At 68.3% G+C, this 19,513-nt stretch carries 19 protein-coding genes; 11 read left to right on the forward strand and 8 right to left on the reverse strand.

Features of this window, described 5'->3' with window-relative positions:
- Positions 1–89: 89 nt before the first annotated feature.
- From UCD39_RS10065 to tyrS, 3 genes are all read right to left on the reverse strand, one after another.
- Entirely contained in the window at positions 90–1,556 is a 1,467-nt protein-coding gene (locus tag UCD39_RS10065) for a S10 family peptidase (RefSeq protein ID WP_330495891.1), read from the reverse strand.
- A 128-nt stretch (positions 1,557–1,684) separates the two neighbouring features.
- Positions 1,685–2,446 (reverse strand): hypothetical protein, encoded by a 762-nt coding sequence (locus UCD39_RS10070; protein WP_330495892.1) that lies wholly within the window; start codon positions 2,444–2,446, stop codon positions 1,685–1,687.
- Positions 2,447–2,740: 294 nt separating this feature from the next.
- On the reverse strand, positions 2,741–4,003 hold the full coding sequence (gene tyrS, locus UCD39_RS10075; RefSeq protein WP_330495893.1) for a tyrosine--tRNA ligase: 1,263 nt from the start codon (positions 4,001–4,003) through the stop codon (positions 2,741–2,743).
- 374 nt (positions 4,004–4,377) lie between these two features.
- Here tyrS and UCD39_RS10080 point away from each other — a divergent pair, with 374 nt between their 5' ends.
- From UCD39_RS10080 to UCD39_RS10115, 8 genes are read left to right on the forward strand one after another with little or no spacing between them, the layout of a single operon-like run.
- A complete protein-coding gene (locus UCD39_RS10080; RefSeq protein ID WP_330495894.1) occupies positions 4,378–5,343 on the forward strand; it encodes a sulfonate ABC transporter substrate-binding protein in 966 nt (321 codons plus the stop codon).
- Positions 5,340–6,554, forward strand: a complete 1,215-nt coding sequence (ssuD, locus tag UCD39_RS10085; RefSeq protein ID WP_330495895.1) for an FMNH2-dependent alkanesulfonate monooxygenase — start codon at positions 5,340–5,342, stop codon at positions 6,552–6,554. Before UCD39_RS10080 ends, ssuD begins: the two co-directional genes overlap by 4 nt.
- Positions 6,551–7,330, forward strand: coding sequence for an aliphatic sulfonate ABC transporter permease SsuC (ssuC, locus tag UCD39_RS10090; protein WP_330495896.1), 780 nt, complete (start codon positions 6,551–6,553; stop codon positions 7,328–7,330). The genes ssuD and ssuC overlap by 4 nt, the downstream gene beginning before the upstream one ends.
- On the forward strand, positions 7,327–8,106 hold the full coding sequence (locus tag UCD39_RS10095; RefSeq protein WP_330495897.1) for an ATP-binding cassette domain-containing protein: 780 nt from the start codon (positions 7,327–7,329) through the stop codon (positions 8,104–8,106). Before ssuC ends, UCD39_RS10095 begins: the two co-directional genes overlap by 4 nt.
- Before the next feature lie 47 nt (positions 8,107–8,153).
- Entirely contained in the window at positions 8,154–9,164 is a 1,011-nt protein-coding gene (locus UCD39_RS10100; protein WP_330495898.1) for an aliphatic sulfonate ABC transporter substrate-binding protein, read from the forward strand.
- 3 nt (positions 9,165–9,167) lie between these two features.
- A complete protein-coding gene (locus UCD39_RS10105; RefSeq protein WP_330495899.1) occupies positions 9,168–10,019 on the forward strand; it encodes an ABC transporter permease in 852 nt (283 codons plus the stop codon).
- The gene (locus UCD39_RS10110; protein WP_330495900.1) at positions 10,019–10,801 is read left to right on the forward strand and encodes an ABC transporter ATP-binding protein; all 783 of its coding nucleotides are present in this window, start codon (positions 10,019–10,021) and stop codon (positions 10,799–10,801) included. Before UCD39_RS10105 ends, UCD39_RS10110 begins: the two co-directional genes overlap by 1 nt.
- A 26-nt stretch (positions 10,802–10,827) precedes the next feature.
- Complete coding sequence (locus tag UCD39_RS10115) at positions 10,828–12,339, forward strand: FAD/NAD(P)-binding protein (protein WP_330495901.1); 1,512 nt, start codon at positions 10,828–10,830, stop codon at positions 12,337–12,339.
- 13 nt (positions 12,340–12,352) lie between these two features.
- Here the strand turns inward: UCD39_RS10115 and UCD39_RS10120 are convergent, their stop codons facing one another.
- From UCD39_RS10120 to UCD39_RS10130, 3 genes are all read right to left on the reverse strand, one after another.
- Positions 12,353–13,432, reverse strand: a complete 1,080-nt coding sequence (locus UCD39_RS10120) for a branched-chain amino acid aminotransferase (protein WP_330495902.1) — start codon at positions 13,430–13,432, stop codon at positions 12,353–12,355.
- 208 nt (positions 13,433–13,640) lie between these two features.
- Positions 13,641–13,871: a hypothetical protein gene (locus UCD39_RS10125; protein WP_330495903.1), complete on the reverse strand. Its 231-nt coding sequence runs from the start codon at positions 13,869–13,871 to the stop codon at positions 13,641–13,643.
- Between the two features lie 52 nt (positions 13,872–13,923).
- Positions 13,924–14,709: an enoyl-CoA hydratase gene (locus UCD39_RS10130; protein ID WP_145733996.1), complete on the reverse strand. Its 786-nt coding sequence runs from the start codon at positions 14,707–14,709 to the stop codon at positions 13,924–13,926.
- A 317-nt stretch (positions 14,710–15,026) separates the two neighbouring features.
- On the opposite strand from UCD39_RS10130, the gene UCD39_RS10135 reads away from it, so the two are divergent.
- From UCD39_RS10135 to UCD39_RS10145, 3 genes are all read left to right on the forward strand, one after another.
- A complete protein-coding gene (locus UCD39_RS10135; RefSeq protein ID WP_330495904.1) occupies positions 15,027–15,842 on the forward strand; it encodes a FadR/GntR family transcriptional regulator in 816 nt (271 codons plus the stop codon).
- Between the two features lie 62 nt (positions 15,843–15,904).
- Positions 15,905–16,765, forward strand: a complete 861-nt coding sequence (locus tag UCD39_RS10140) for an alpha/beta fold hydrolase (RefSeq protein ID WP_330495905.1) — start codon at positions 15,905–15,907, stop codon at positions 16,763–16,765.
- A 119-nt stretch (positions 16,766–16,884) separates the two neighbouring features.
- Positions 16,885–18,402, forward strand: coding sequence for an alpha,alpha-trehalose-phosphate synthase (UDP-forming) (locus UCD39_RS10145; protein ID WP_330495906.1), 1,518 nt, complete (start codon positions 16,885–16,887; stop codon positions 18,400–18,402).
- On the opposite strand, the gene UCD39_RS10150 is transcribed toward UCD39_RS10145, so the two are convergent.
- Positions 18,380–18,886 (reverse strand): YciE/YciF ferroxidase family protein, encoded by a 507-nt coding sequence (locus tag UCD39_RS10150; RefSeq protein ID WP_145733988.1) that lies wholly within the window; start codon positions 18,884–18,886, stop codon positions 18,380–18,382. The genes UCD39_RS10145 and UCD39_RS10150 overlap by 23 nt on opposite strands.
- A 112-nt stretch (positions 18,887–18,998) precedes the next feature.
- Positions 18,999–19,448, reverse strand: coding sequence for a DUF3775 domain-containing protein (locus tag UCD39_RS10155; protein ID WP_330495907.1), 450 nt, complete (start codon positions 19,446–19,448; stop codon positions 18,999–19,001).
- Positions 19,449–19,513: the final 65 nt, after the last annotated feature.

Consider the following 19,513-nt stretch of genomic DNA (forward strand, 5'->3'; position numbering starts at 1 on the left):
CTGCCGTGCCAGGCGGGAGAAAATTTTATTCCCCAGAGGGATGCTGCGGAAATTTTCTGCCCGCGCCTCCGGCCGCGCGTCGGCGGCGATCAGGGACGCTGTTGCACGAAGGCGCGGACATCGGCGCCGAACTTGCGGGCGGCGGGCTCCGCCGTGTACGCCATGTGCCCGCCTTCGTAGAAGGTCAGGTGCACCCGCCCCTCCGGCCAGCCGCCTTGGCGGGCCAGCAGTTCGGCCGCCCCCACGGTGGTTTGGGTATCGTAATAGCCGTTGCCGATCAGCAGCCGGAACGCCGGGCTGGCCTTCATGGCCTTCATCAGGCGGTCGCTGTAGGCCCAGTTGGCGAAGGGCGAGGCGTAACCCCATCCCCAATCGTCCAGGCCCTCGACCTCGGCGATCTCCACATAGGGTTCCGCCCGGTCGACCTTCAGGTCGGTATGGAGATAGTCCTTGAACAGGCGGGAGAACGGCGGCATGACGGCGGCCGCGAAGGGGTCGGGGCCAATGCCCTTGTCGGTGATTGGTGCGGCGTAGCGCGCGTCGGCCCGGCCCAGCAGCAGGCCCTGATCCTTCAGCAGTTCACCCCGGTACTGTTCCTTGCTGATGCGCAGGCCGTGCTCGCGGTAATAGGCGGCGGCGATGCCGGTCAACTCCTGTAGGCGCTGGGCGACGCGGTCGCGGTCGGCCGCCGGCAAGTCGCTGCCCTGGTAGAGGGCGGGCATGTAATCGCTCTGGGCGTAGTGCCGCGCCTCCTCCACGAAGGCCTCCAGCGACAGGCCGCGGCGATCCACCTTCTTGTGGTACCAGGCGATGGCCGCCAGCGTGGGCAGCGACACCACGTAGCTCATGATGTTCTGCGGCCGCTGGACATATTCGATGATGTTGACCGCCTGCCCCATCAGCAGCACGCCATTCAGCAGGATGGGTTTGGGCAGTTCGGCCAGTTGCCCCGCCACCTCCGCCGCGCGCATGGTGCCGTAGCTTTCGCCCAGCAGATACAGGGGCGAGCCCTCGCGATGATGCCGCGTCAGCCATGCCTGGATGAAGGCGGTGACCTGCTGGCCATCCGCCTTCACCGAGAAATAGCTCTTGGGATCGACGCCATCGGCCACGCGGCTGAAGCCGGTGGAGGCCGGGTCGATGAACACCAGGTCGGTGGCGTCCAGCGGCGAATAGGGATTGTCCACCAGCCTGAAGGTGGCGGGATCGGCCGTCAGGTCATCCGGCACCGCCACGCGCTTGGGCCCCATGATGCCCAGGTGCAGCCAGAGGGAGGCGGTGATGGGCCCGCCGTTGAAGACGAAGGTCACCGGCCGCTTGGCCGCGTCCTTGGCGTCCACGGTGTAGGCGAAGCTGACGATGTGGGCGCCTGGCTTGGCGGCGGCATCGTTGACGTCCGTCCCCTCCACCGTCGCGGTGTAGGTCAGCTTCTGGCCGTTCAGGGTGGTGGCGTGGCGGGTCACCACGGGCGTTTCGGCAAAAGCCGGCAAGGCTGTCGCCAGCATCAACGCGGCCGCCAAGCCGCCCAGTTTCCGCCGGCTGAGGTGCCCGGTCATCCTTGTCCCCTTGTCGCAAAGCCCTGTCAGGGAAAAGAATACCGGCCGGCGGCGGAATGTTTTTGCGTAATGCCGTCCAGCGTGGGCCGGGCCGCAAATTTTATGCGTCGTTCGGTTTTATAGGGCCGTCAGCGGGTTGCGGTGGCCGTGGCATGGCGGGCCTGATAGGCCTGCAAAGCCTGCTGGTAGTCGGACGTCTGCTTGAGGGCCGGGGCGGCGCGCAGCTTTTTCCTCTGTTTCTGCATGAAGGTCTCCGCCGTCAGGCTGGCCCCGTCGTCACAGAACTTGGCGCAGGCGCCGGTGGGATCGTTGAATCCCAGCTCATCGCCGCTGAGGGACATGGTCAACAGGCACGCCTTCCCGGGCTTAGGGTCCTGGAAGACGAAGCCGCCGATCTTCTTGTATTCCGCGATGCCGGTGATGGTGCAGCTCCGCCCATTGTGAAAGGACAAGCGCATGTCGAGATAGGCGGCACCGTCCGCCACCGGCATGACCTGAAGAACATCCTCCGCCTCATGGGGGCCATCGGCGCTTCTGACCGGATGCCGGTAGACGCCGGCGATGCGGGCCAGCAGCGCCTTGGCGTCAGCCCGGTTGCCATCCGGAACGTAGGCCGTGGCGCGCTTGGCCGATTCCGCCTGCACGGCCTTGATCTTCTGGCGGTATTCCCGATCCAGGCAGGCGCGCGCGTCCAGCGTGGCATCGCACCGATTGAACATCTCGTCATCCACAGTCCAGGCGCGGCCCAGCCGGACATAGGGCAGGTCCTGCACGCTGTCCACCAACTGGCGCAGGCCCGGATCCGTGCAGAGGGCTTGCAAGGAGGCGGAGGTGGGCGCCTCACAGTCCGCCACCGTCAGGCCCGGCACCGGCGGATCACCGGCCGCCATCGCGCCGCCGCCTGACAAGGCGGCCACCAACACCAAAGGCCCGAGATACGATTTTTGCCGTTGTAGCCTGCGACCGCGGGCGCCGGAGCGAGTACCGCAGGGCGGAGCGAGGAAGCCAAGCGGGCGGGTGCCCGCGCCCGGCGTTTGAGGGGGCGTTTGGGAGGCCACGATCAAATGCCGCGCGTATAAGGTGATGATCGCCCATTTGCCCATGATGTCGCCCCGCTTCGCCCCCTGAACTGTGCCCAAGGGCAAGGATGGGCGCAAGGCATGCCTGTCGCCCACCCCTTTGCGTCAAACGCCACACACCCGCACATGGCGCTTGCGGCCCAGGGACAGGCGGATCGGCACCGCCGCCTGGGTGATACGGGCGTCCGTGTCGGTCACCACCCTGCCGTCCGTCCGCACCCCGCCGCCGAGGATCAGCCGTCGCGCCTCCCCTTTCGAGGTGGCCAGGCCGGCGCGCACCAGCAGATCGACCACCAGGGCGCCACCGTCCCGCACCTCCGCCGCGGTCAGCGTCACGTCGGGCAGGCCGTCGGCGACGGTACCGGCGAAGGCCTGCCCGGCGCTGTCCCGAGCCGCCTGGGCGGCGTCGGCGCCGTGGGCCAGCGTGGTCGCGGCGTCGGCCAGCGCCACCTTGGCCTGGTTGATCGCGGCGCCTGGCAACGCCTCCAGCTCGGCGATGCGGTCTAGGGGCAGGTCGGTGAACAGGCGCAGGAAGCGCCCGACGTCGGCATCGTCGGTATTGCGCCAGAACTGCCAGTAGTCGTAGGGCGACAGCCGGTCGGCGTTCAGCCAGACGGCCCCGCCGGCGGTCTTGCCCATCTTGGTGCCGGACGCCGTGGTCAGCAGCGGCGTGGTCAGGCCGAACACCTCCCGCCCCTCGATCCGGCGGACCAGGTCGATGCCGTTGACGATGTTGCCCCATTGGTCCGATCCGCCCATCTGGGCCAGGCATCCCGCGCGGCGGTGCAACTCCAGGAAATCGAAGGCCTGGAGGATCATGTAGTTGAACTCCAGGAAGGTCATCGGGTCCTGCCGGTCCAGCCGCGCCTTGACGCTATCGAAGGACAGCATGCGGTTGACGGAGAAGTGGCGTCCCACGTCACGCAGAAGGTCGATGTAGCCCAAACGGTCCAGCCAGTCGGCGTTATTCACCATGACGGCGTCGATGGGCCCGTTGCCGAAGGTGAGGAAGCGTTCGAATACCCGCCGGATGCCCCGGATGTTGGCGGCGATCTGGTCGTCGCTCAGCAGCGGGCGCTCGGTCGCCCGGAAACTGGGGTCACCCACGCGCGTGGTGCCGCCGCCCATCAGCACAATGGGTTTGTGCCCCGCCCGCTGCAGGCGGCGCAGCGTCATAATGGGCAGCAGATGGCCCACATGCAGGCTGTCGGCCGTGGCGTCGAAGCCGATGTAGACCGGCACCACGCCCGCCGCGAAGGCGGCATCCAGGCCGCCCAGATCGGTGCATTGATGGATGTAGCCGCGCGCCCGCAACACCTGCAAGGCGGTCGAGTGGAGGTCGTGTCGGGGAAGATCCAGCGTGTCCATGAACGGTTTCCTGTCGTCGGTGGGGCCGCCACCAGGAAGGAAGACCGCTTTCAGGAAAACGACTGCCGCCTTGGCGGCGGCATCGTTTCAACATGGTCGAACAACGCCGCTCCTATGAGGAGGGCGCGTAATACGTGCAGCAGAGGGGCAGCGTCGTGACCATGGGCGGATGGTGATCATGCCCTCCGGCCCTGTCAAGGCCGCCTGTGTGCGTTTGCTATTTAACAAATTGTAAAAGCTAAATATCAAGATTGACTCTTAATGGATCGTTAATTTAGCCTCAAGTTCAGTCGTAAAATATCATGCTGAAATTGTTAAATAGCATCAAAAACAGTGTTGATTCTGGCCGATCGGCCGCTGACCTGCGGGAGACAATGATGGGTAAAGCCTTGTCCGCCCTTTGCCGCCTGGCTTTCGCCGCAGCCTTGAGCCTGGGCATCGGCGCGGCCCACGCGGCGGAAAAGCCTGTGCGCATTGGCTATCAGAAATACGGCACGCTGCTGTTGCTGAAGGAAAGCGGCACGCTGGACGCCCAGCTGAAAGCACAAGGCATCACCGTGGAATGGCGGGAATTTCCCGGCGGGCCGCAGCTGCTGGAGGCGCTGAACGTCGGCGCCCTGGACTTCGGCACCACCGGTGAGGCCCCGCCCATCTTCGCCCAGGCCGCCGGCGCCCCCCTGGTCTATGTCGGCGTGGAACCCGCGGCACCCAAGGGTGAGGCCATCCTGGTGCCCAAGGACAGCCCGCTGAAAAGCGTGGCCGACCTGAAAGGCAAGAAGGTGGCGCTCAACAAGGGGTCCAACGTCCATTACCTGTTGGTGAAGGCGCTGGAGGACGCGGGCCTGAAATACAGCGATATTCAGCCCACATATCTGGCCCCGGCCGACGCCCGCGCCGCGTTCGAGCAGGGCAGCGTGGATGCCTGGGTCATCTGGGACCCCTACTACGCCGCCGCGGCGGCCGCGACAAAGGCGCGGGTGCTGACCGACGGCGTACGCGCCGATGGCAGCGCCCTGGTCGCCAACCACCAGTTCTACCTGGCCGAACGCGGCTTCAACGAGACGCGGCCCCAGGTGGTCCAGGCCATCCTGGCGGCGCTGCGGGAGGTCGACGCCGTCTCACGCGGCGATCAGAAGGGCGTGGCCCAGCGCCTCGCCCCGCAGGTGGGCATCCCCGCCCCGGTGCTGGAGGTGGCGCTGGCCCGGATGGGCTACGGCGTCCAGCCCATCACGCCCGATGTCATCGCCGCCCAGCAGAAGATCGCCGACACCTTTCATCAGTTGGGGCTGATCCCCAAGCCCATCACCGTTTCCGACGCCATCCCGGGATCGAAGTCATGAGCAGCACCGCCCTTCCCCCCGCCCAACCCGTCACCGAAGCCAATGTCTTCTGGTTCATCCCCACCCATGGCGATGGCCGTTACCTGGGAACGACCCAGGGCGCCCGCGCCGTCAGCTTCGATTATCTGAAGCAGATCGCGCAGGCCGCCGACAGCCTGGGCTATTACGGCGTGCTGCTGCCCACCGGGCGCAGTTGCGAGGATAGCTGGGTCATCGCCTCGGCCCTGGCCCCGTTGACGGAGCGGTTGCGCTATCTGGTGGCGGTGCGGCCCGGCCTACAGTCGCCCACCGTTTCGGCCCGCATGGCGGCCACGCTGGACCGCGTGTCCAACGGCCGGCTGCTGATCAACGTGGTGACCGGCGGCGACCCGGTGGAGAACGCCGGCGACGGCATCTTCCTGTCGCATGCTGAGCGCTATGAGGTGACGCGGGAGTTCCTGGATGTCTGGACCCGCCTGCTGGCGGGCGAGACGGTGCATTACGAAGGCCAGCATATCCGCATCGAGGATGGCCGCCTGTTCTTCCCCTCTCTGCAGCGTCCCCATCCGCCGCTGTACTTCGGCGGGTCGTCCACCGCCGGCATCGACGTGGCGGCGGAAACGGTGGACAAATACCTGACCTGGGGCGAGCCACCGGAGCAGGTGGCGGAGAAGGTGGCCGCGGTGCGCGCCGCCGCCGCCGCGAAGGGCCGCACGGTGACCTTCGGCATCCGTCTGCACGTCATCGTGCGCGAAACCAATGAGGCCGCCTGGCGGGCCGCCGATGACCTGATCCAGCACGTCGACGACGCCACCATCGCCCAGGCGCAGAAGACCTTCGCCCGCATGGATAGCGTGGGCCAGGCCCGCATGCAGGCACTGCACGGCGGCCGGCGCGACAAGCTGGAGGTCAGCCCCAACCTGTGGGCTGGTGTGGGCCTGGTGCGCGGCGGGGCCGGCACCGCCCTGGTGGGCGACCCGGAAACGGTGGCCCAGCGCATGAAGGAATATATGGCCGTCGGCATCGACAGCTTCATCCTGTCGGGCTATCCCCACCTGGAGGAAGCCTATCGCTTCGCCGAGCTGGTGTTTCCCCTGCTGCCGCTGGCTCCCGGCAACGGCCGCGACCGGGGCGAGGCCACCAACCACGGGCCCTTTGGCGAGCGCATCGCCAACACCCTGCCCCCGGTGGCCAAGGAGACCGTCGCCCTGCGCCAGGCGTCGGCATCATGACCGGGTTGAGGCGCGGTCTGTTGCCCTGGCTGCTGCCCCTGGCCCTGCTGGCGGGGTGGGAGGTCGCGGCCAAGATGGGGTGGCTGTCGGCGCGGGTGCTGCCGGCGCCCAGCGATATCGCCGTCGCCTTCTGGGCGACCCTGCGCGACGGCAGCCTGCCCCATCATGTGGGGATCAGCGCTGAGCGCGCTTTCCTGGGCCTTGTGATCGGCGGCGGCCTGGGCTTCGCCCTAGGCCTGATCAACGGCGCCCTGCCCCTGGCCGAGGACATCCTGGACAGCAGCCTGCAGATGCTGCGCAACGTGCCGCACCTGGCCATCATCCCCATGGTCATCCTGTGGTTCGGCATCGGCGAGGAGGCCAAGGTCTTCCTGGTGGCCGTCGGGGTGCTGTTTCCCATGTACCTCAACACCTTCCACGGCATCCGCTCCGTCGACCGGGGTCTGGTGGAGATGGGACGGGTCTATGGCCTGGGGCCGGTGGCCCTGTACCTGCGCGTCATCCTGCCAGGCGCCCTGCCCAACATCCTGGTGGGGCTGCGCTATGCCCTGGGCATCATGTGGCTGACCCTGATCGTTGCGGAGACCATCTCCGCCTCCTCCGGCATCGGCTACATGACCATGAACGCGCGGGAGTTCCTGCAGACCGACATGGTGCTGCTGGGCATCATCGTCTACGCCCTGCTGGGCAAGCTGGCCGACATCGCCTCCCGCTGGCTGGAGCGCAGGGCGCTGGACTGGAACCCCTCCTTCCACACCGGGCTGGAGGCGGCATGATGGTGCCCTTGCGCGCGGTTCCAGATGTTGAAGAGCCGGCGGCCCCGGCGGCCGATGGGAGTGCCGGCCGGGGCCTGGAGCTGACCTTCGATGGCGTCACCAAGGCCTTCGGCGACGTCGGCGTGCTGCGGGGCCTGGATTTGACCATCCCGGCCGGGCAGTTCGTCGCCGTGGTCGGGCGCTCCGGCGGTGGGAAGACCACCCTCATGCGCCTGATCGCCGGGCTGGACAGCCCCACCGGCGGCACCATCCGTATCAACGGCACGGCGCGCAAGGGCTTGCAGCCCGACGTGCGCCTGCTGTTCCAGGAGGCCCGCCTGCTGCCCTGGCAGCGGGTGCTGAGCAATGTCGGCATCGCCCGTGGCCCCGGCTGGAAGGAGCGGGCCCAGGCCCTGCTGGCGGAGGTGGGCCTGGCCGACCGCGCTGGCGACTGGCCCTACGTCCTGTCCGGCGGCCAGAAGCAGCGCGTGGCCCTGGCCCGCGCCCTGGTGACGGAACCGGGCATCCTGCTGCTGGATGAGCCCTTCGGCGCCCTGGACGCCCTGACCCGGGCGGACATGCACCGCCTGCTGACCCGCGTTTGGCGCCAGCACGGCTTCACCGCCGTCCTCATCACCCATGACGTGGCGGAAGCCGTGGCCCTGGCCGACCGCGTCCTGGTGCTGCGCGACGGCGTGGTGGCCGACGATGTCGCCATCGACATCCCCCGCAATGCCCGCGCCGCCGGCACCCCGCGCCTGGCGGAGCTGGAACGCCGCATCCTCACCGCCGTCTAGAAGAAGGCCGTCAAGAAGAAGGCCGTCTAGAAGAAGGAAAGCACCCAATGACGACTAAGATGACGCCCCCGCCTTTCGCTCCCACGCGCCGTACCCTGCTGGCAGGCGGTGTCGCCCTGGCCGCTGCCACCCCGCTGTTGCGCCCGGCGTCCGCCCTTGCCCAGCCGGCGGCCAAGATCACCGAACTGCGCCTGGACTACGCCACCTACAGCCCTGTCAGCCTGCTGCTGAAGGACAAGGGCTGGCTGGAGGAGGAGTTGAAGGCCGACGGCATCGGCGTCCGCTGGGTTCAATCCTTGGGCAGCAACAAGGCGCTGGAGTTCCTGAACGCCGGCAGCCTCGATTTCGGTTCCACCGCCAGCGCGGCGGCGCTGCTGGGCCGCATCGGCGGCAACCCCATCCGGTCCGTCTATGTCTATTCCAAGCCGGAATGGACGGCGCTGGTGGTGCCGGCAGAGAGCCCGGCCAAGACCATCGCCGACCTGAAGGGCAAACGCATCGCGGTGACGCGGGGAACCGATCCGCACATCTTCCTGGTGCGGGCGCTGGCGGGCGCCGGCCTGACCCAGGACGACGTGAAGCTGGTCCTGCTGCAACATCCGGATGGCAAGCAGGCCTTGTTGCGGGGCGATGTTGACGCCTGGGCCGGCCTGGATCCGCTGATGGCGGCGGCGGAGATCGAGAACGGCGCCCGCTTGCTGTACCGCAATCCGGCTTTCAACAGCTGGGGCGCCCTGAACGTGCGCGAGGCCTTCGCGGCGGAGAACCCCGGCGTGGTGCAAAAGGTGCTGGCCGCCTATGAGAAGGCGCGCACCTTCGCCCAGGGCGATCCCGACGCCCTGGCCGCCAGCCTGACCGCCCAAACCAAGCTGGCGGACGCGGTGGTGGCCAAGCAGTTGCAGCGCACGGACCTTAGCCAGGGGCATCTGAAGCCGGCGCAGGCCGACAGCGTGGTGGCCTCCGGTCTCGCCATGCAGCAGGTGGGCCTGATCGAGGCCGGGGTGGACGTGCGCAAGGCGGCGGCCGAGCTGGTCGACAGCCGCTTCGCCGTGGGCTGAGCCATGACGGTGGAGGCGACGGCGGGGCTGGAGAACGGGACGTTGGCCATCGCCGCCGCCGGCCCCCGCCCCTGGCGCGTGGCCTGGCCGGACTGGCGCCCCCTGCTGCTGGGCCTTGCCCTGCCGCTGCTGGCGGCGGCGGGGTGGGAAATCGTGGTGCAGGCCGGGCTGGCCAGCGGTCGTCTGGTGCCCCCACCCAGCCGGGTGGCCGCGGCCCTGTGGAAATTGGCACGGTCCGGCGAGCTGTGGCCCCATGTCGGCGCCACCGCCGCCCGCGTTGGCGCGGGCTTCGTCCTGGGCGGTGCCGCCGGCATCCTGTCCGGCCTCGCGGCCAGCTATTCGCCCCTGTTCCGCCGCCTGGTGGACCCGGCCCTGCAAGGACTGCGCGCCATCCCCTCCCTGGCCTGGGTGCCCCTGTTCCTGCTGTGGCTGGGCATTTTCGAGACGTCCAAGGTGGCGCTGATCGCGGTGGGCGTCTTCTTTCCCGTCTACCTCGGCGTCATGGCGGCGGTGCTGGGGGTGGATCGCAAGATCGTGGAGGTGGGACGCATCTATCGGCTGTCCGGCCTGGCCCTCGCGCGGCGCATCCTGTTGCCCGCCATCCTGCCGGCGCTGGTGGTGGCGCTACGCACCGGATTGGGTCTGGGCTGGATGTTCGTGGTGGCGGCCGAGTACATGGGCGCGTCGGAGGGCATCGGTTATCTGCTGGTGGATGGCCAGCAACTGGGCAAGCCGGACCAGATCATCGCCGCCATCCTGGTGTTCGCCCTGCTGGGCAAGATGGCGGATGCCCTGCTTGTGGCACTGTTCAAGCCGGCCCTGCGCTGGCAGGACGCCTATCAGGGGGGACGGTGATGAGTGTCGCGGTGGAGATCGCTGGCTTGGCCAAGACCTACCCCAACGGCCTGCGCGCCCTGGGTGGCATCGACCTCAGCGTGCCGGCGGGCGAAATCCTGGCCATCGTCGGCGGCTCCGGCTGCGGCAAGAGCACTCTGTTGCGCTTGGTCGCCGGGTTGGAGACGCCCAGCGCCGGATCGGTTTGGGTGGGCAGCGACGTGGTGCGCGGGCCCCATCCGGCCGTGGGCCTGGTGTTCCAGGAACCGCGCCTGCTGCCCTGGCTGACGGTTGCGGAGAACGTCGGTTTCGGATTGTCCGCGCTGGATGCTGGCGAGCGCGCCGTGCGCGTGGCCCTGGCGCTGGAGCGGGTGGGCTTGGCCGAACATGCCCAGGCCTGGCCGCGGGAACTGTCGGGCGGCCAGGCGCAGCGCGCGGCGCTGGCGCGGGCGCTGGTCACCCGGCCGCAAGTACTCCTGCTGGATGAGCCATTCTCCGCCCTGGACGCCCTGACCCGCACCGCCCTGCAGGACCACCTGCTGGAATTGTGGGCCTTCGACCGGCCGACCCTGGTGCTGGTCACCCATGATATCGAGGAAGCGCTGGTGCTGGCCGACCGCGTGGTGACCCTGCGGCCCCGCCCCGGCCGGGTCGATGACATCCAGACGGTGGCCCTGTCCCGCCCCCGGGACCGCGACGCCCATAATTTTGAAGTTCATAAAAGGCGGCTACGTGCCGCCTTGAACCAATCGCTGGCGCCTGACACTCTGGCACCCGACAGCCTGACCGCCGCCGCCCTATGAACGGTATCACTTGATCGGGTTCCCCCATGTCCCTGGGTGACACGCCCTACCATCGCGCCGCGCCCCGCGTCGTCATCCTGGGCGGCGGGTTTAGCGGGGCCGTGGCCGCCCTGCACCTGGCCCGGGCAGTGACCGTGCCCGTGGACATCGACATCGTGGAGCCGCGCCCCTTGCTGGGCGGCGGGGTCGCCTATTCCACGCCCGACCCGCAGCATCGCATCAATGTGCCGGCGGCGCGCATGAGCGCCTTTTCCGCCGACATGGGGCATTTCGACCGCTGGCTGCGCCGCTCCGGCGTGCTGGCCACCGATCCCCAGGCCCTGGTCAAGGGCGGGCATATTTTCGCCAGCCGGCTGGAGTTCGGGCGCTATCTCGACGGGCTGGTGCGGGAACAGGCGGCATCGGACGGCCCCGCCCATATCCGGCATGTGCAGCGGCGCGCGGCGGCCGTCACTCCCATCCCCCGCGACGCGCCGCCGGGCCAGTCCATCGGTTACGCCGTGGCGCTGGAGAATGGCGCCCGACTGGTGGCTGATGTGGTCATCATCGCCACCAGCCATCCCCCGCCCGCCGCGCCCCGCATCCTGACGCAAGCCCTGGGCGATGACCCGCGCCTGATCGCCAATCCCTGGGCGCCTGGCGCCTTGGAGGCGGTGGCCCCCGACGCCCGCGTGCTGGTGGTGGGCTCAGGCCTCACCATGGCGGACATCGTCGCCAGCCTGGACGCGGGCGGCCACCGGGGGCCCATCACCGTCTTCTCCCGCCGTGGGCTGACGCCCCGGGGGCATGCCCTGGACGCGACCGATCTGGTGGGCGATTTCACCACCCGGCCGGAGCGGACGGCCCTGGCCCTGCTGCGCCGCATCCGCGCCACGGTCACGGCGGCGGAGGTGGAGGGCCGGCCATGGCAGGCGGTGCTGGACGCTGTACGCCGCGATGCCCGCGTTGTCTGGCAGGCCCTGCCCTTGGAGGAGAAGCGCAAGGTGCTGCGCCACCTGCGCCCCTTCTGGGACGCGCACCGCTATCGCATCGCCCCGCAGCCGGAGGCGACCATCCAGAAGTTGCAGGCGCGGGGACAGCTTGAGATTTTGGCGGCCAGCCTGGCCGACATCGCCGCCGGGCCGGAGGGGATCCGCGCCACCTTGCGCCCCCGGCGCGGTGGGGCGGCCTTGACGCGCACTGTGGACGTGGTGGTGGTGGCCACTGGCCCGGCGCACGACCACCTGATCGATGCCGTTCCGGCCCTCGCCCCCCTGGTCACCTCGGGCCGCCTGCGCCCCGACGCGCTGGGGCTGGGCATCGCGGTGGATGAGCACAGCCGCGTCCTGGACGCCCGCGGGCTGCCCGATGAGACGCTGTGGGTCGCCGGCCCCCTGGCCCGTGCCACCTTCGGTGAGCTGATGGGCCTGCCCCAGGTGCTGATCCACGCGGAGGAGGTGGCGCGCGCCGTCGCCAAGCGCCTGCCGGGTCAGGCCGCCCCCGAGAAATCGAATGCGGAGAAATCAACGGCGGGCACCCGGAGCCGGATGCCCGCCTGATCAGGCGTTACGGTCAAATGACCCGGCGCACCCAGTTCTCCACCAGCGGGGCCTGGCTGCCGCGCTGCATGCCGACCAGGCGCTCCCTTAGGTCGGCGGTGGTCGCCCCGCCCTCGCCATTGCCGATGACGAAGTCACCCTGGGCGGTGCGCACGGTGCCGATGGGGGCCAGCACGGCGGCGGTGCCGCAGGCGAAGGCCTCCCGCACGCGGCCAGTGGCGGCGTCTTCCTTCCACTGCGCCAGGGAATAGGGCTGCTCCACCACGGTGCGGCCCAGCGAGCGGGCCAGCTGGATGATGCTATCGCGGGTGATGCCGGGCAGGATGGTGCCCGTCAGCGGCGGCGTCAGCAGGCTGCCGTCGTCACGGACGAAAAAGACGTTCATGCCGCCCAGTTCCTCGATCCAGCGATGCTCCGCCGCGTCCAGGAACACCACCTGGTCGCAGCCGTGCTTGCTGGCCTCCAGCTGGGCGATCAGGCTGGCGGCGTAGTTGCCGCCGCACTTGGCGGCACCGGTGCCGCCGGGCGCCGCGCGGGTGTAGTTCTCCGGCGCCCAGATGGTGATGGCCTTGGCCCCGCCCTTGAAGTAGGCGCCCACCGGGCAAGCGATGACGCAGAAGATGTATTCCGACGCCGGCCGCACGCCCAGGAAGGCCTCATTGGCGAACATGAAGGGGCGCAGGTACAGGCTGCCTTCACCGCCGGGAACCCAATCCTGGTCGATGCGCACCAACTGTTCCACCGCCTCCAGGAACAGCTCTTCCGGGATCAGGGGCATGGCCATGCGCTCGGCCGATTCCCGGAAGCGCTTGGCATTGGCGTCGGGTCGGAACAGGGTCACGCCGCCGTCGGCCGCCCGGTAGGCCTTCATGCCCTCGAAAATTTCCTGGGCGTAATGCAGGACGGCCGAAGCCGGGTCGAGCGAGAACGGTACCCGCGCCGTGACCGTGGCATCGTGCCAGCCCTGCCCCTCCGTCCAGCGGATGGTCACCATGTGGTCGGTGAATACCTTGCCGAAGCCCGGGTTTTCCAGGATGCGCGCCAGGGTGGCGGCGTCGGTCGGATGGGAGGTGCGGTTTATCGTGAACGTCATCTTCTCAAGCCTTCGTGTCCCCAGGACGGTAGCCTAACCGATCCACCAGCCGGATACGGTCATGCATTTTAGGGTCGAGGTGGTACGGCGGATTTTCAAAGCTGCCTAGCGGCGGGATCAGATCGAAACCAAATCAGCCCCCCGGCACGCCGAAAAGAACGCGCGCGGGCACCGCGTGGGACGATCATTACCGGAACGGCTGGTCGGATCAGAGAGCCGCCGCCGTCGCGTCGTCCAGGCGCATGCGCCGGCCCCGGCGATGGTCCACGGGGGTGGCCAGGCGCAGCAGGTGGCGCTTGTGCTGGACGGACGCCACGGTCCTGCCCAGCGCCTGGGCGATTTCCCGGTCGTCCTGCCCGGCCGCGTTCATGGCGACCAGCCGGGCCAGGCTTTCCTCATCCCAGGAGCGGGCGGCACCCACTTTCACGGCACTACGCATGATCTCGATTCCAATACTGTGAAAAGCATGGGCCTGCCGGCCTGGAGTTCCCTCAGCGGCCCTTGAACTGGGGCGGGCGCTTTTCCGCGAACGCGCTCATGCCTTCCTTCTGGTCTTCCAGCGCGAAGGTGGAATGGAACAGCCGGCGCTCGAACCGCAGGCCCTCGGTCAGCGTCAATTCAAACGCCCGGTCCACCGCCTCCTTGGCCATCATCACCGCCGGGCGGGAGTAGCCGCAGATCTTCTCCGCCACCCGCACCGCCTCTTCCACCAGATCGGCCGCCGGCACAATGCGCGCCACCAGGCCGGCGCGCTCGGCCTCCGCCGCGTCCATCATGCGGCCGGTCAGCACCAGCTCCATGGCCTTGGCCTTGCCGATGGCGCGGGTCAGGCGCTGGGTGCCGCCAGCGCCAGGGATGGTGCCGATGGTGATTTCCGGTTGCCCGAACTTGGCGGTGTCCGCCGCCAGCAGGATGTCCGCCATCATGGCCAACTCGCAGCCGCCGCCCAGGGCGTAACCGGCGACGGCCGCGATGGTCGGCTTGCGGCAGGTGGCCAGCCGGCCCCACTTCTTGGTGATGAAGTCGCCCAGATAGGCGTCCATGTAGGACTTGTCCTTCATCTCCTTGATGTCGGCACCGGCCGCGAAGGCCTTCTCGCTGCCCGTCACCACGATGGCGCCAATGGCGTCGTCATCCTCCAGCCGGTCCAGCGCGTGCTGCAGATCCGTCACCAGGCCGTCGGACAGGGCGTTCAGCGCCTTGGGCCGGTTCAGGCGGATCAGGGCCACGGGGCCGCGCACCTCGACCAGGATGTTCTCGTACGTGAACTCGGACATGGGGGCATCCTCTCCAGGATTATTGGCGTCTTCCCGCCGGCGCCGGCGGGACCCCGGGCCGCGCCGGGTTCGCGGATGACATGCGCGCCTGCCCTGTCATCCCTACCCTTCGGTGACGGACGGGCAAGCGAAGATCGATGGTTGGGGGGGATTATTCAGCGATCCGCCGGGCCTGGCTAGGAAAAGGGAGTGAAGGCTGGAAAGGGGTATTGCGAAGTTTGCGAATTGCCCTCGGTCACCCGCGCGCGCCTTACGCGCGCGCCTGGTCCGCCGAAGGGTGGAGGCCCGAAAGGTTGCCTGTTAGCGCCAATCCTGAAATGATCCGGCGCGATCCGCGGGCTCTTCCACCCCAAACCGGTACCTGTGAACCTAGCAACGTGACCACCCAGACTGCAAAGACGTCCCGGACCCAACCCTCCCGGGGCGGGGCGCCGGCCCAGGCGGCACGGCGGATGCGTGATGAGATCCTGGCCCTGCCCGACGGCGCGCCCTTGGGCTCGGAGGAGGAGTTGCTGGCCCGTTATGGGTTGAGCCGCCCCACCCTGCGTCAGACCGCCCGTATCCTGGAGCAGGAGCAGCTGCTGGTGGTCCGGCGGGGTAACGGCGGCGGCTATTACGGCCGGCGCCCCGACATTGGCGCCGTCACCCAGGCGGCGGCGCTGTACCTGCGGCTGCGCCAGACCACGGTGCGCGACGTGCTGGACGCTTTCCAGCTGGTGAATGTCGAGGCCGCGCGCCTGGCGGCGCTGACCGACACTGTGGATGCCCGGCTGGATTTGGCGGAGTTCCGCCAGAATCTGGTCGACCGGCGGGAGGTGACCTACCTGGCCGCCGACGTGGTGCGGGACGAGGTGGCGCTGTACGCCATCCTCATGCGTATGGCGGGCAATCCGGCCCTGGAGCTGTTTCATCGCACCCTGTTCGAATTCGGCCAGCGCGATGCCAACCTGCGTGTCTTCCAGGGCCATCCCGACCGCTGCGCCCACTGGCGCACCGGCCGCCTGCGCATCGTGGACGCCATCCTGGCCCGCGACCCGGAGATGGCCGTGCTGCTGGCGCGGCGGCAGAACCGGCTGATGCTGGACTGGGTGTCGCCGGAGGTGGAGCGGGAGTCCATCGCCGAGCGGGATTGAAGGGACGAACAAAAGGACGGCCTATCTCGTTCCGCCTTCATAACAAGACAGGGAAGAAGCCAATGAACGGGCCTGTGTCACGCTTCTATTTCTCCGACCGTCTGCGCCTGCATTATGTGGAGTGGGGGCGGGAGGACAAGCCTACGCTGCTGCTGGTCCATGGCGGCCGCGACCACTGCCGCAGCTGGGATTGGGTGGCGGAGGAGCTGGTGCGCGACTTCCACATCCTGGCGCCGGACCTGCGCGGCCATGGCGACTCTGCCTGGTCGCCGGGCGGGGCCTACACCCTGGCGGAGGTGGTGGCCGACCTGGTGCAGTTGCTGCGCCAGCGGGCGGGCCGCAAGGTCGTGGTCATGGGCCACTCCTATGGCGGCGCGGCGGCACTGTTCCTAGCCAGCTTCTATCCCGAGCTGGTGGAGCGGCTGGCGGTGGTGGAGGGCACCTGGCCCTTGCAGGAGCTGCGGGAGCAGAAGCCCCTGCCCGAGCGTTTCCGCGCCTGGGTGGAGAAGGTGCATGAACTATCCGCCCGTGGCCCGCGCAAATACCAGACGCTGGAGGAGGCCGAGGCCCGCATGCAGGCGGAGAACAGCTTCCTGTCGGCCGAGCAGGCGCACCATCTGACGGTTCATGGCCTGCACCGGAACGAGGACGGCACCTATAGCTGGAAATTCGACAACTACGTCCGCACCGCCTTTCCCTTCCGCATCAGCGTGGATGAACTGACGGAGCTGTGGGCGGCCGTCGCCTGCCCCACCCTGCTGGTCACTGGCGCCAAAAGCTGGGTACAGGACCCGGAGACCAATGGCGCCGCCGCCCTGTTCAAGCAGGGGCGGACAGCCCTGATCCCGGATGCCGGCCACTGGCCGCACCACGACCGGTTAACGGAGTTCCTGGCGGTGGTGCGGCCCTTCCTGGTCGGCTGACCTGGTCGACCAACAAGAAGGGAAACCCTTGAAGCGTCGCGCATTTTTCAGCCGGGGCCGGGAACCGGAGCGGACCTGGAATGTTGCCTGCGTGGGCAGACACCATTCAGGGGGCATCCATGAAGCGCCTGGTCATCGTTTCCAACCGGGTCCCGGCCGCCGGCACACCACAGGCCGGTGGCCTGGTGGTGGCCCTGGCCGACCTTTTGCGGCGGCATAAGGGACTGTGGTTCGGGTGGAGCGACGCGCTGACCGAGAAGCCGGCGGCTGAACCGCGCATTGTCGACCGGCAAGGCGTCAGTTGCGCCATGATCGACCTGACGCCGGAAGAACACCGCAAATACTATCTGGGTTTCTCCAACAGCGTCCTATGGCCCTTGATGCACATCCTGCCCGGTGTGGTGCGCTTCCACCCGCATGAGCTGGAAACCTACCGCGCGGTGAATGCGCGCTTCGCCCAGGCGCTGAAGGGGCTGCTGAAACGGGGGGATCTGGTCTGGGTGCAGGATTACCAGTTGCTGGCCGTGCCGGCGGCCCTGCGGGAGCTGCGGGTGTCCAACCCCATCGGCTTTTTCCTGCACATCCCCTTTCCCCCGCCGGTGGTGGCCGCCATATCGGAGGGCCTGCTGGCCCTTGTGCGCGATGTCTTGTCCGCCGACCTCATCGGCTTCCAGACCGCGACCGATGCGGAGCATTTCGCGCAGACGGCGGCGCAGTACGCCGGGGCCCGGCGGGTGGGCCGGACGGGCCTGAAGCTGGGGGAGCGCACTGTGCGCCTGGGCGTTTTCCCGGTGGAGATCGACGCGCGGGAGTTCGCGCGCGTCACGGAGGGGGCCATGCAGCGCGCGCCGGCCCAGGATCTGGCCCACAACCTGCGTGACCGCGCCCTGGTGCTGGGTGTCGACCGGCTGGACCCCAGCAAGGGCTTGGCGGAGCGGCTGACGGCCTACCAGCAGTTCCTGGCGGTGGAGCCCGACTGGCGCCGGCGCGTCAGCTTCCTGCAGATCGCCGCGAAGTCGCGCGAAGGGGTGCAGGCCTATCGCAGCCTGCTACGCGAGTTGGAGAAGATCGCGGGCGCCACCAACGGCGCCTACGCCGACCCCGACTGGACCCCGTTGAAGCTGGTGACGCAAAGCAGCACCCGCAACACGGTCGCCAGCTACATGCGGCATGCCCGGGTGGGCTTGGTTACCCCTTTGCGCGACGGCATGAACCTGGTGGCCAAGGAGTTCGTGGCGGCGCAAGACCCGTCGGATCCCGGTGTGCTGATCCTGTCCCGCTTCGCCGGCGCCGCCACCCAGTTGCAGGCCGCCCTGCAGGTCAACCCCTACGACCCTGATCAAATCCAGGCGGCGCTACGCCGTGCGCTGACCATGCCGCTGGAGGAGCGGCGGGAGCGGTGGCAGAGCCTTTGGGACGTCATCAAGGACAAGACGGCGCTGGCCTGGGGCGAATCCTTCGCCGAGGCGCTGGCGGGCCGGGGCGCCGTTGGTCAGCGGGGCACCAGGACGAAACGGCCGCCCCCCGCGCGGTGGCGAAGGGGGCGGCCAAGGAGGGACTGTTGGAACGGGCGGGCCCCGGCTGACGCGGGAGCCCTGACCGGAACCGGCGGACTTATTCGGCGGCCATGGCGTTGATGTGGGACTTGGCCAGCATGGTCAGCTTCTCGTCCGTGGCCTTTTCCTCTTCCAGGTTCTGGTGCAGCAGGGCAGCGCAATCGTCGCGGCCCAGCAGCTTGGCCCAGGTCACCAGCGTGCCATAGCGGGAGATCTCGTAATGCTCCACCGCTTGGCCCGCGGCGACCAGGGCAGCATCCAGAACCTGCTTGTCATCGACGTCGCCGGCGATGTCGTCCGCCTCATCGATAATGCCGTCAATCGCGGGGCACTTCACGGCCTCGGGCTCCACACCGTGCTGGCGGAACACCTGCTCCAGCCGGCTGATCTGGCCCTCGGTTTCGCGCAGATGGGTTTGGAAGCCCTGCTTTAGTTCCGGGTTGGTCGCCTTCTCGATCATGTCAGGCAGCGCCTTCAGGATGCGCTTTTCGGCGTAATAGATGTCCTTCAGCTGATGAACGAACAGGTCGTTCATGGTCTCGATGTCCTTGGTGAACAAGCCCATGGTGTTCCTCCGGGATGGGACGGATGTGTCTTCGCTGGCCGGCGCCGTCAGCGCCGACACAAAGTCAATCGGCACGCCCCCGTAATGGTTCCGGGGGCAATGGCTCCGGCGCTCACAGACGGTTGACCTCGAACTCCTCGCAGGAGTGCCCCAGCGCGGCCAGGCCCTCCTCCAGGAAATCGCCCAGGGTGGGGATGCCGATGAGATAGCGGGCCGATCCCTCCCGGTGGCGCTCGGCTGCCAGGGCGCGCGCCTCATCCCATTCGGCGGCCGTGTAATCGCCTCGGCCGATCCAGGTCAGTGCGATCAGATCCACCACTTCATCGTCGTTCAGGCTGGCGATGGCCCCCACCAGTTCCGCCTGGGTGGGGTCGTCGGCGTAATCCTCCAGCACCGCACGCTCACCATCGTCGGCAGGATTGGAGCCCGGGTCCGGTTCCACCGGGTCGACCTTCACATCGAATTCCCGCGCCTTGACGATGATGAAGCAGACCTTTTCCGGGCTGATGTTCAATTCCACCGCCGGGGTGGTGTCGCCGCCCATGTCCTGCGTCGTGGTCATCTTGGAATAGCCTCCCTCCTGAATGTGGAAAGGAAACCGGCGGTGGCGCGGCAAAGTTCCGGTCG

This window comes from Nitrospirillum karajorum (genome assembly GCF_036348415.1).
Classification (GTDB): Bacteria; Pseudomonadota; Alphaproteobacteria; order Azospirillales; family Azospirillaceae; genus Nitrospirillum; species Nitrospirillum amazonense_B.